Below are 12,797 nucleotides of genomic sequence, written 5' to 3'. Positions count from 1 at the left end.
GAAGCGAGTAAGGAGACTGGTCCGATGAACGCGACCGCGCCATCGAGGTGGCGCCGGACGATGAACCTGGCGGCGCTGGCAGCCCTCGGGCTGCTCGCGCTGGCGGGTTGCATGGCTAGTGCCGACGTCGTCACATACGACCTGCCTGCGCAATCAGCCCGCTACTCGTTCGAGGCGGAGACCAACGGGGTCAAGACCGTGTGGGAGTACACCTCCGACCGGCCAACCACGCCTGACGCGTCGACGTCGCAGCCGTGCATCGCGGACATCCTGGTCAAGGAGCCAGGTCCGTGCCGTCCGGAGCCGTTGATCTTCCTGCGGTACGACCTGGGCCTGGACCTGGACAACACCGCCAGGGCCGACGGGCTCCACCTCATCACCGTCACCGGCTACTACCAGGAACGGCTCAGCACGCCACCGACCGTGATCGAGCTGCGGGTCGAGGCCAGCTTCGACGGCGGCAAGACCTGGCAGCCGGCCATCACCCAGGCCGGCGGGCAGAACACGTTCACCGCGCAGATCAAGCACCCGAAGCGTGACGAAGCCCCCGGAGGAGCCGGACTGCGCATCACCGCGACCGACAGTGCGGGGAACACCGTCACGCAGACGATTCCCAAGGCCTACCAACTGCGCTGAGGCGAACCGATGAAGCGGTGAACCGAACCGGAGGGCTGCGGCCGGGGCGAGACGTGAGTTTCGCCCCGGCCGTCCCTCGCGTCTCGGTGAAGCCGTCGCCGAACGCGGGCAGGGCCAAATGCCCGTGCAAATAGCCGCTCGGCGCACCGTTCAGGCCCGTTGGCCCCGTCCCTGCACGGGCCGGAAGCACCGAGAAAACAAGAGGAGGAGCAGCTTGCTGTCAGACGTGCTGGGACTGACCCCCGAAGAAGCAGACACCTACCACGCGCTGATCTCGGTAGCCTCTGCCACCCCCGCTGAACTCGCCGAGTCCGTGGGCTGCGACGCCCGCCAGGTGGTGCGCATCCTCGGCATGCTCGAAGGCCGGGGGCTCGCCGTGCGCAGCCTCGGCGACACCGCCCGGTTCGTGGCCTCCCCACCGGCGGCGCTGCGGGCGCTCCTGGTCCAGCGACAGAACGAGCTCAAGCTGGCGGAACTCGAACTCGACTCCCTCGACGAAATCTACCGCACGGCCACCCTCGGGCGCGGCGCCGCGGACGTCGTCGACGTGATCCGCGGCACCGGGGCCATCCGCGAGCGCATCCGACAAATACAACTCGGCGCACGAACGGAGGTCATGAACTTTGCCAAGGCTCCGGTCTTTTCGGCTGGCAACATGACCGACGGCGCGGTCATCGCCCGCGGCGTCCGCTACCGCGCGATACTCGAACGCGCGATGCTCGACGAGGGAGCCACCTCGTTCGACGAAATCGTCGATGCGCGGGCGGCGGGGGAGGAGGTCCGAATAGCTGAGACGCTGCCGTTGAAACTCTTCATCGTGGACCGCGAGTTCGCCATTGTTCCACTCCTCGGTGCGGCCACTGCCGGGAAGGCGGGAGCCCTGCTCGTGCACGAGAGCAGCCTGCTCGACGCGCTGATAGCGCTGTTCGAATCCGAATGGGAGAGAGCGACGCAGATTGTCACCTCTGCGGGCGCCGTGCAGAACGGGTCCGCCATCGAAGATCTGGATGCACAAATCCTCAGCCTGTCGCTGACCGGCCTCACCGATCAAGCGATCGCCGCCCAGCTGCGCACATCCCTGCGGACGGTGCAGCGCCGGGTCCGGCACCTGATGAACGTCGCGCGGGTGCAGACTCGCATGCAGCTGGGCTTCCAGGCGGCACGGCTGGGCTGGCTCGACGCCGAGCGAGACCGCAACCGGACCGCATGAGGGACTCCTCGGCGCGGTCGACCTTCGTCGCCCGCCGACCACGATCTGCGCCTTCCCCTGCTCGCGGGTTCCCCGGCAGGCATGCAATTGGCGGGCCGGTGCTCGCCGGCCACCGTAAACTCCTCACAGGTGAGGAAATGGTCGTTGTTGCGACCGACGAGATACCCGGTTAGCGCGACGACCGCGACCGTAGATGCGGCCCCGACCTTCAGCCGCAGGCCGGGAAGCGCGAAGTAGCGAGGTTCGGCACGGACATGGTCAGATGGCGTTTCCTTCACCGCGTGGACGCAACGCGACGCTGACCTGGCCGCAGTCCGCGCGCTCGGCGGTAGCCGCGGTTACCTGCTGCGCGGCGGCCTCGCCCAAGCCGGGATCGTCCTGCCACTGGGTGCGGCCCCTGCCCGCACGTCCAGCGCCGGCTTCTTCGTGTGGCGGAGTGGCGCCTTGGCGGAACTCCGCCAGCATCAGCTGTTCATCCGGTCGAACTCCAACGGTAGAACCGTCGCATGTCATCCCCCACAGGACCCATCGCGTCCGGCGCTGCGATGCGGCGGCTGATCGCTGCCGCATCAGCAGCCGGACTGATCGCGGCCGGTTTCACCGCGATCCAGCTGCCCGCGGCGGCCAGTCCATCCACGGCCGCCAAGGCCGCGGCCATGTACAAGCACACCGTCACCCTGATCACCGGCGACGTCGTCACGGTGACCACCTCCACCGACGGCGCGGAGACGGTCGATGTCGACCGGCCCGACAATGCCACCGGCGGAGTGCACCTCCAGGAGAGCGGCGATGATCTGTTCGTCCTGCCCGACGAGGCGCTGCCCCTGCTGACCAGCAACAAGCTGGACCGGCGTTTGTTCAACGTCACCGATCTCATCGAGATGGGGTACGACGACGCGAAGGCCACGAGCGTGGCCGTGATCAGCACCTACGCGCCGGCAAAGACGCGCACGGCCAAACTGGCCGCGCCGCGGGGCGCGAAGCTGGTTCGCGACCTGCGGCGAGTCGGTGCCGCGGCGCTGGCAGTGGACAAGAGGCAGACCCGCTCCTTCTGGACCACCATTGCGCCGGGCGCCTCCGGGTCCAACCCGGCGCTCGGAGGTGGGATAGCGAAGCTCTGGCTGGACGGCCGGGTCACCGCCAACCTCAAGGAGAGCGTGCCGCAGATCGGCGCTCCCGAGGCGTGGGCCGCCGGTTACGACGGTCGCGGGGCGAAGGTCGCGGTGCTGGACACCGGGATCGACGCCAGCCATCCCGACCTGGTCAACCAGATCGACGCCAAGGTGAGCTTCGTGCCGGGGGAGGACACCTCCGACGTCAACGGGCACGGCACCCACGTCGCCTCGACGATCGTGGGTACCGGCGCGGCCTCCGACGGCGTGTACAAGGGTGTCGCGCCCGGCGCGGATCTCGTCGTCGGCAAGGTCCTCGGCAACCAGGGCTACGGCCAGGACTCCTGGGTGCTCGCCGGCATGCAGTGGGCGGCCGAGTCCGGGGCGGACGTGGTCAGCATGAGTCTGAGCGACCCGACGCTCTCCGACGGGACCGACCCGATGGCGGTCGCGGTCGACACGCTGTCCGCGCAGTACGGCACGCTGTTCGTCATCGCCGCCGGCAACGCCGGGCCGCAGAGCATCGGCACGCCCAGCTCGGCCGCCAGCGCCCTGACCGTCGGCGCGGTCGACAAGCAGGACCGCCTGGCACCCTTCTCCAGCACCGGCCCGCTGGTGCGCAGCGGCGCGCTCAAGCCGGACATCACCGCCCCGGGGGTCAACATCACGGCCGCCCGCTCGCAGCAGATGACCACCGGCACCGGCCTGTACCGGACCATCAGCGGCACCTCGATGGCCACTCCGCACGTGTCGGGCGCTGCGGCGATCCTGGCCCAGCGCCACCCGGACTGGTCCGGCGCGCAGCTCAAGGAGGCGCTGATGAGCAGCGCGAAGGGCCTGGCCGCCGGGTACACGCCGTACCAGGTCGGCACGGGTCGGGTCGACGTCGCCGCCGCCGTCCGCACGGGCGTCCGGGCCACCGGCTCGGTCTACTTCGGCTTCTTCGACTGGCCGCACGAGCCGACCGACGCCCCGGTGACCAAGCCGGTGACGTTCACCAACTCGGGCAGCACCGGCGTGACCCTGAACCTCGCCATCACCGGTAACGGTCCGTTCTCGCTGGGTGCCTCCTCGGTGACGGTGCCCGCGGGCGGCAGCGTGGCCGTTCCCGTCACCGGCGACCCGACCAAGCCCGGCACCGGCCAGTTCACCGGCTACCTCGTCGGCACCGACGCCGCCACGGGTGGCGCGGTCACGCGTACCTCGCTCGGCCTGCTCAAGGAGGACGAGCGTTACGACCTGAAGGTCAAGCTCATCGGCCGGGACGGCAAGCCCGCAACCTCGACGGTAGTGCTCAAGAAGGCCGGCGAGCCCTACCCGTGGCTGTACACCGTCAACGGTGAGCAGACGCTGCGGATGTCGCCGGGCACCTACACCGTCGAGTCGTCGCTGGCCGTTCCAGGGGAGCAGGCCGACTCGCTCGGCCTCGCCCTGCTGGTGGACCCGGAGACCGTGCTCAACGGCTCCGGAGCCGAGGTGGTGCTGAACGCGAGCAAGGCGCGCCTGCTGGACACCGTCGCGCCGCAGCGGAGCCAGGACCGCCAGCGCAAGCTCGACTACACCGTGAAGTACGCCGACGGCGACAGCCTCCGTGCCGGCTACCTGGTGCCGGCGAAGTACGACGACCTCTACGTCACGCCGACCGACCAGGTCACCCAGGGGTCGTTCACGATGGTCACCCGGTGGCGCAAGGGCGAGCCGCAGCTGAGCGTGGACGTCCCTGGCCTGCCGCCCGTGGACGTCACGGTCCAGCCGGGCAGCACGCTCACCGCCGGCCAGGAGACGCTGTCCACGGTCTACGCGGGCACCGGTGCGGCCGCCGAGTACGCCCCGCTCGACGTGAAGGGCAAGGCGGTGGTGGTGACCCGCAGCGGCGCGGTCAGCGCCAAGGATCGTGCCGCCGCCGCGGTGGCCGCCGGGGCGAAGCTGCTGCTGGTCGTCAACGACGGCGTCGGCGTGCTCGACGAGTCGGTCGGCCCGTCGCCGATCCCCGTCGCCACCGTGCACCGCGACGCCGGAGCGCAACTGATCCGTCTGGCCAAGACCGGCACGCTGCAGCTGATCACCAACCAGGTGCCGTACGCGAGCTATGTCTACGACCTGACCCGCAACTACACCGGCCAGGTGCCGGACCGGCCCCTCAGCTACCACCCGGCCCGCGAGGATCTCGCCCGGATCGACGCGCGCTACCACAACATCACGGAGGCGAGGGAGGGCTTCGGACTCCGGAACGACCTGACCTTCACCCCGTCGCTGGGCATCGTCGAGCGGGAGTGGCACCCCGGCACCCGCACCGAGTGGGTCACCCCGGACCAGGTCTGGGGGGAGTCGCACGTTCAGGGCGGCTGGACGGACGCGACCAACCGCCACGCGTACGCCAAGGGCACCACCACCCGGCTGGACTGGTTCGCCCCGGCGATCCGTCCGGCGTTCAACCGGACCTTCGCGGTGCAGAACAGCCGCTGGCGTGACTTCATGACCATCAACGTGCAGGCCTGGAGCCCGTCGGCTGACGTGCTGGAGCACGGCGGCAACCTGACGTGGGGTTCGGTGCCGACCAACATGAAGCTCTACCAGGGCGACCGGCTGCTGTACGAGAACAAGCATGGGGCCGACCTGCAGTGGAAGTCGGTGGCGGCCGGGACGCTGCCCTACCACCTGGTGCTGGTCGCGTCCCGCCCGGCCGAACAGTGGCGGCTGTCGACCCGTACGCACACCGAGTGGGACTTCATCTCCAGCTCCACCGAGTCGGACAACATTGAACCGATGGCGTTGCTGCAGATGGAGTACCGTCTCGACACCGACCTGCACGGTGACGTGAAGGCGGGCGAAACCGAGAAGATCCGCCTCAAGCCCATTCCCCAGGCGGGCGGCGGCCCCAGCACGGGCAACGTCACCTCGGTGACCCTGGAGGTGTCGTACGACGACGGCGCCACCTGGCAGCCGGTGACCCTGAGCAAGAACGCCGGCGACTGGTGGAACGGCGAGCTCAAGCTGGCGAAGCAGCCGGGCGGGTTCGTGTCGCTGCGGGCCACCGGCACGACCGACGCCGGCTTCAGCATCAAGCAGGAGATCATCCGGGCGTACGGCCTGCGGTGAGGCAGTTCGAAGGGCCCTGGGGCGGCGACGTCCCGGGGCCCGTTCCCTCTTTCCCCCCGCTACCTGGGGCTGGGCAAGATCCATCATCGTGGCACATACTCTTTCCGCAGCAATGGGTGGAGGGGAGGCGGCCGCCGATGCTGGGTGCGTTGGGCCTGAGCCCCGAACAAGAATCGGTTTACACCGTGCTCACCGGTCGTGCCCAAGCCACCCCGGCCGAGCTGGGCGACGCCCTGCACCTGCCCACGCCCGCGGTCGAGGCGGCGCTGTCACATCTGATGGCGTCCGGCCTGGTGAAGACCACTCCCGGCGGCGGATTCGCGGCAGCGCCGCCCGCGGTCGCGCTCGGGTCGTTGATCAGCGAACGGCAGGCGGCGCTGCGCAGCGCCGAGTTGGCGCTCGTCACCCTCGCCGAGGAACACCGCAAGGCGATGGCGGGCCGCAGCATCAGCGAGCTGATCGAGGTGGTCACGGGCGTCGAGGCGGTCCGGCACCGGTTCGCGCAGGTGCAGCACGCCGCCCGCACCGAGGTCCGCTTCTTCATCACCACACCGTTCGTTGCCGTACCGCCCGGCGCCAATCCGGTGGAGTCGCAGATGGTGGCCCAAGGCGTGCGCTACCGGGTTGTGGTCGACCGGGCGGCGCTCGCCGAACCTGGCGTGGTCGCCGAGACCATCGTGTCGCTGCGCGACGGTGTCGAGGTGCGGGTGGCCGAGTCGCTGCCGACCAAACTCGTGCTGGCCGACACCGAGCTGGGCCTGGTGCCGTTGACCGTTTCGCCAGGGGACGAGCCCGGTGCGGTGCTGCTGCACCGTGCCGGGCTGCTCACCGCGATGGACGCGCTGTTCGAGTTGGTGTGGCGCCACGCCTATCCGCTCAGCATTTCCGCATTCGGCGATCTGACCAGCACTGAGGATGCTCACGGCGAAGGCGGCAACATCCCCACCGGGCTGGACCGGAGGATCCTGGCTCTGCTGTTGGCCGGACTCACCGATCAGGCGGTCGCCACCCAGCTCGACCTCTCCCTGCGAACCCTGCAACGCCGCCTGCGCCACCTGATGGATCTGGCCGGAGCTCAAAGTCGGATGCAACTCGCTTGCTACGCCGTACGTCACGACTGGACGTGACGGGGACAGTAGCCCTCGGACACGAACCGAATCCCACGATGCGTGGCAAGATCCACATCTGCCCTGCACCGTTTGTGTTTCCGGGTCATAGGTCAGGTGCAGCCCGAGGCTGCGGCTGCTTGCCGACTAGCCCGAGGTTTTGACGCTGCTTCAGGCGCTAGGACCGACTGAGGTCATCCGTCGCGTCTGGGAGGCGGAGACAAGCGGCCTGAGTGAGGTGGCCGTGTCGGCTCATGGCCATGAGCGTGACGGCTGCGCAGGGCTCGAGCTCGCACAGAACCGCACTTCAGACAGCCGAACCGAGTATTCGAGCCCCACAGGTATGAGGCGGAGCCTCACTGGGACTGCTCCCATGATCATTTGGGACCCGAACTCGGCGGGCCTTTCTTCGTTTGCAGGTCGGACCTGGTGTGCGGACGCGGCTGCCCGCCAGCGGACGGCTTCCGCGCGGCGGACCTGCTGCGCGAGCTGGTTGATCGTTTCCCCGCTGATCTCTGCCTTGAAGGTGGCCCGGCCGGTCCGGATGTCGTAGTGGATCTCGCCACCGTCGAGGTCGGTCCAGGACGCCGGGATCAGCGACTTGCTCTTCAGGAGTCGAAGGAGCGACGAGTGACCCAACCGCGTTCGGACGCCTCCCAGCCGAGCTGCATGCGCGACGTCGACCCGGTGAAGTCCATGAGCGCCCTGAGGCGGCGCTGGACGGTGCGGCCGCTCATCCCCAACTGCTTGCCGACCACCTCGTCGGTGAAACCACTGAGCATGAGCGAGAGGAGCGCGAGGTCGTCCGGGTCCGGCCCAGCAGCGGGGCCGTCCACGAGACCCTTTTCCAGGTCGAGGACCACGGGGATGCCCGCTGCCCAGACGGACTCGAACAGGGTCACCAGCGAGTGGACGAGGCTCGGGGCCCTGATGACCACGGCGGCCGCTGCGTAGCCCCGGACCGAGAGCGGGGCCATGGCCACGACCCCGTCGGTCACGAGCAACTTGGTGGGCACCTTGGGGACGGCTCGGACCAGGGCGTTCGCACCGAGCGCCTCCCGTGCCTCAGCGACCGTCGCGTCATCCTCGAAGGCCGCGCGTTCGATGACGACGCGAAACGTCACGCCGCGGTCGAGCGCCTGCGCTTCCGCCGTGTTCTCCTCGGGACTCACCGCAACAGGGCGGGCGTCGACGAAGGTGCAGACCTCCTCACGAGCGCTGAGCTCGAGCTGGAGGAACCGCCGACGGACCGCGTCAGCTCCCAGCACGACCTCGACCAGGTCGCCGACGTCGGCATGGTTGAGATCGCGGCGGAACATCTCGGTCAGCGCCGCCACCGACATCTCCGCCACCGACAAGGCGTGCCGACGCGAGTTGAGCAACCCCTGCAGCGCGACATCCGGGGCTGTCGGGAACCATCTGCGCACGTCGCCCTCGAACGTCGCCACCTCCACGAGCCCGAGGTCACGCAGCGAGCCGAGGACCCTGCGCACCTCGTGGACGGGGCGTTGCCACCGTGCCGCGAGCATGTCCACGGTGCCGCCCCCGTCGACGACGAGGGAGTGGTACTCCCGCTCCTGTGCGGCTGTCAGGCCAAGAGCGCTGAGATCGAGCTCCAGGGCCACCGACCACTCCCTTCAGACCTCCGCTCGGGTGCGACCGTCGCGCATGCCGGGCTGTCGAGAACACGACATGTCGATTCTCCGCCTGCCCGCCCAGGTTCCCCGAGGCGGGCCTCGGTTGGCACCCTGGCGCTGGCCCCACCACCACCCTGAGGGCCGGCGGCGGCGTGGACGCCCTACCGGTGCTGCGTCGTCCCACATCCGGGTCTCGTGCCCGCTTCGTCCCCACGGAGGTCCTATGCGCCGCACTTGGCGTCGTCGTACCCTCGCTTCCGCTGGCGTTCTCGCCATCGCGGCGGCCGCACTCTCCCCATTAGTTCCCGGAGCATCGGCCGCGGGCGAGCCCCGGCCCATCGTCGGGTCGGCCGAGCACGCTCAGGCCCAGCAGTCGGCGACGGTGACGCTCATCTCGGGCGACCGGGTCCGGCTCACCCGCACAGCGGACGGCCAGCCCATCGCCCAGATGCTGCCCGGAGACGACGGTACGGTCCCCGACCACGAGACACTCCGCGACGGTGACAATCTCTACGTCTTCCCCGCCACGGCGGCGCAGGCTCTCGCGGCAAACCTCGTCGACCGCGAGCTCTTCAACGTGACCGGCCTCGTCGACCAGGGCTTCGACGACGCCCACGCCGACGCGATCCGGGTCATCGCCGAGTACGACGACGGCAGCCGGACGGTCACCGACTCGACGCCCACGCCGACCGGGGCCAGCGACAGCAGCGCTCTGACCTCGGTCAACTCGCTGTCGTACGCCGTCGACAAGTCGGACGTCGAGGCGGCCTGGGCGGAGTTCACCGACGCGAGCTCGGGCGCTGGCAACGGTCTGGCCAAGCTCTGGCTCGACCGCGCGTTGCGTGCGACACTCGCCGACTCGACCGCGCAGGTCGGCGCGCCCGTCGCCTGGCAGGCCGGCCTCCACGGTGCGGGCAGCACCGTGGCCGTCCTCGACACCGGGGTCGACGCGGGTCACTCCGACCTCATCGGCCGCATCAAGGCGAGCAAGGACTTCACCGGGTCCGCGACCGGCACCGACGACCGCGTCGGGCACGGCACGCATGTCGCGTCCACGGTCGCCGGCACCGGAACTGCGAGCGGTGGCAAGGAGCGTGGTGTCGCCCCGGGTGCGGACCTGCTCATCGGCAAGGTCCTCAACGACTCGGGCGCCGGCTTCGAGTCCCAGATCATCGCTGGCATGCAGTGGGCCGTGGCGAACAACGCCGACGTCGTCTCCATGAGCCTGGGCAGCGCCGAGCCGACCACGACCTGTGACGACCCCATTTCCCAGGCCGTCAACGAGCTCTCCGGCTCCAGCCGCAGCCTGTTCGTCATCGCGGCCGGCAACATCGGCTCGCGCCAGAACACGGTCTCGAGCCCGGGCTGTGCCACGTCCGCGCTCACCGTCGGCGCCGTGGACTCCACCAACGCGACCGCGCAGTTCTCCAGCCGCGGCCCGGTGGGCGGCACCCACGTCCTGAAGCCGGAGATCGCCGCGCCCGGCGTGAGGATCCTCGCAGCCGCCGCCGGCGGTCGCGGCCTGTACGCCTACCAGACTATGTCCGGCACGTCGATGGCCACGCCGCACGTCGCCGGCGCCGCCGCCATCGCCAAGGAGGCGAACCCCACCCTCACCGGTGCGCAGCTGAAGGACCTGCTCACCTCCTCGGCGGACCCGGCCGTCGCCGGAGCCGCACAGGAGGTCGGCGCGGGTCGTCTCGACATCGCGCGGATGCTCTCCCAGAAGGTCACCGGGCAGTCCAGCGTCTACGGAGGGGCCTTCGCCTACCCGCAGACCAAGGCCTACGAGGCGAAGAGCCTGACGTACACCAACCGTGGGGACGCTTCCGTCGACCTGCGGCTCTCCGTCGAGCGGGTCACCGGTAACGACGGTCGCCCGGTCAACACGCCCCTGCTCAAGCTCCCGCAGCACGTCGTCGTCCCGGCGCGGGCGAGCGTCGTGGTCCCGGTGACGGTCCAGCTCGGCGCGAACATTTCCGACAGCGCGCTCGGCGACATCACCGCCCGCATCGTCGCGACCGACGACAGTCAGCGGGTCTCGACCGCGTTCAACCTCTACGCCAGCGCCCCATCGGTGACGGTCACGGTGTCCGTCGTCGACCGCAACGGCAACCTCGCCGCCGGCTCGTCGTCGGTCGACCTGGTCAACACCGACACGTCCAAGGGGGAGCGGCGCTTCATCAGCGGAAAGGTGCAGACCTACACCGTCCGCCCGGGTCGTTACTTTCTCACGTCGTTCGCGGCGACGCCTACTCCTGGGACGGCGAACCCGTCGGCTCCGGCGTCGGTGGCGTACCTCGCCCGTCCGGACGTGACGATCGACAAGGACACCTCGTTCGTCCTCGACGCCCGCCAGGCGTACCCGCTCACGGTCTCGACCGAGCAGCCCAGCGAGCTTCGCTCGACGACGCTCACCTTCGAGCGGCAGTGGCCGAACAACTGGCTGCACGTGGGGACGCTGAACATCGGTCCTGGGACGCGCGAGATCTACGCTCAGATCACCGGCAAGGTGGCCAACGGTGACGGATCGTTCGAGTTCGGGCACTGGAGCCGGAGGATCACCCCGCTCGTCTCGTCCATGACGACGTCCGACGGGCTGGCCCTGCACCCGCTCTCGCCGCGCCCCGGAGTCGGCAACCTCGACGGGCAGGGCACTGCGGAGGCCGTCTCGGTCGGGGCAGGCACCGCTGCCGACTTCGCAGCCGTGAGCGTCGCGGGCAAGGTGGCCGTGGCTCACATTCCGGGCGGCAGCGACTTCCCAATCCAGACGAGGGCTGCGGCCGTAGGCGCCAAGGCACTGCTCGTCTACCGCGACGACCCGGGCACGTGGCTCCCGGCCGCCGGCTTCAGCGCCACGCCACTGCCCGTCTACAGCCTGTCCGCCAGCGAGGGTGCCGCGCTCGGCGCTGAGCTCGCGGCAGGTCCGGTGACCATCACATGGTCGGCGCAGGCGAAGAGCCCGTACGCCTACACGCTGGGCTTCTTCTCCGACGGCCAGCTCGTCACGGCCCAGAAGCACGTCGTGGCCGACTCCTCCCTCGGTCGGATCAACGCGACGTACTCGAGCATGGGTGCCACGACCGACTTCGGTGACATGACGGTGGCCAGGCGTCCGAGCACTGTCGCCTTCGCCCCCGGTGGAATCGACCCCCTCGCCATGCCGAACACCCGGACGGAGTACCTCAACGCCGATGGCACCCAGTGGCTCAAGTCCGTCATCTCGAGCTTCCCGTTCGGCGAGGTCATGGGCGACCGCTTCCGGACCTTCACGCCCGGCCAGGAGGTCACCGACTCGTGGTACGGGGGGATCCTCGCACCGGGTGTCCGGAACAACAGCGACGGCGTGCCGCAGATGATCGGTGAGCGGCAGGGTGAGCTCATCGGTGTCGCTCCGACGATCTGGGCCGACAGCGCAGGGCACTGGGCCGACGCCGGCGGCTTCGGCGACCTGGGCAAGCTCGAGCTCAAGCGCAACGGTGTCACCGTGGGTAAGAGCACCTACCCCTACGACGTCTTCAAGGTCCCGTCCGAGGACTCGACCTACGAGCTGACGCTGACCACGGAGAAGATCGGGGCGCCGGCGAAGTTCTGGAAGCGCTCGACGTTGATCGAGACGTCGTGGACGTTCGACTCGCACGAGGAGCCCGACGTCTACAGCCGCCCGCTGCCGATGCTCCTTCCGCGTCTCGACCTGCCCGGCGACGGGCTCAAGACGGTCGCCGCTGGATCGGTGACGATCCCGGCCAGGGTCCAGGCGAATCCGGGCTACCCGGCGAGTGCCATCGAGTCCGCCAGGGTGTGGACCTCGACGGACGGCGGCATCACCTGGGTCCAGGGCACGACGCGCCTGACGTCCTCCGGGGCGGACCTCGTCGTGGACCACTCCGGTGACTCCGGCAAGCAGGTCAGCCTGCGCGTCGAGCTCACCGACGCGAAGGGAGCCAAGGTCTCCCAGACCATCACGCGCGCGTACGACGTGCGCTGACATGTCGGG

At 69.5% G+C, this 12,797-nt stretch carries 6 protein-coding genes; 5 read left to right on the top strand and 1 reads right to left on the bottom strand.

Features of this window, described 5'->3' with window-relative positions:
• The first annotated feature begins 24 nt into the window (after positions 1 to 24).
• From GA0074696_RS20275 to GA0074696_RS20260, 4 genes are all read left to right on the top strand, one after another.
• Complete coding sequence (locus tag GA0074696_RS20275; protein WP_157746055.1) at positions 25 to 636, top strand: hypothetical protein; 612 nt, start codon at positions 25 to 27, stop codon at positions 634 to 636.
• A 214-nt stretch (positions 637 to 850) separates the two neighbouring features.
• A complete protein-coding gene (locus GA0074696_RS20270) occupies positions 851 to 1,846 on the top strand; it encodes a helix-turn-helix domain-containing protein (RefSeq protein ID WP_088962557.1) in 996 nt (331 codons plus the stop codon).
• A 506-nt stretch (positions 1,847 to 2,352) separates the two neighbouring features.
• Positions 2,353 to 6,057 (top strand): S8 family peptidase, encoded by a 3,705-nt coding sequence (locus tag GA0074696_RS20265; RefSeq protein ID WP_088962556.1) that lies wholly within the window; start codon positions 2,353 to 2,355, stop codon positions 6,055 to 6,057.
• A 137-nt stretch (positions 6,058 to 6,194) separates the two neighbouring features.
• Positions 6,195 to 7,184, top strand: coding sequence for a LuxR C-terminal-related transcriptional regulator (locus GA0074696_RS20260; protein ID WP_088962555.1), 990 nt, complete (start codon positions 6,195 to 6,197; stop codon positions 7,182 to 7,184).
• Positions 7,185 to 7,771: 587 nt separating this feature from the next.
• On the opposite strand, the gene GA0074696_RS30900 is transcribed toward GA0074696_RS20260, so the two are convergent.
• Complete coding sequence (locus GA0074696_RS30900; protein ID WP_157746053.1) at positions 7,772 to 8,788, bottom strand: helix-turn-helix domain-containing protein; 1,017 nt, start codon at positions 8,786 to 8,788, stop codon at positions 7,772 to 7,774.
• Positions 8,789 to 9,023: 235 nt separating this feature from the next.
• Between GA0074696_RS30900 and GA0074696_RS20250 the strand changes: the two genes are divergently transcribed.
• Positions 9,024 to 12,788: a S8 family serine peptidase gene (locus GA0074696_RS20250; RefSeq protein WP_157746051.1), complete on the top strand. Its 3,765-nt coding sequence runs from the start codon at positions 9,024 to 9,026 to the stop codon at positions 12,786 to 12,788.
• Positions 12,789 to 12,797: the final 9 nt, after the last annotated feature.

This window comes from Micromonospora purpureochromogenes (assembly GCF_900091515.1).
In the GTDB taxonomy this organism is placed as follows: Bacteria; Actinomycetota; Actinomycetes; order Mycobacteriales; family Micromonosporaceae; genus Micromonospora; species Micromonospora purpureochromogenes.
The sequence above is the reverse complement of the archived record's forward strand: the minus strand, read 5'-3'. Positions and strand labels throughout refer to the sequence as shown.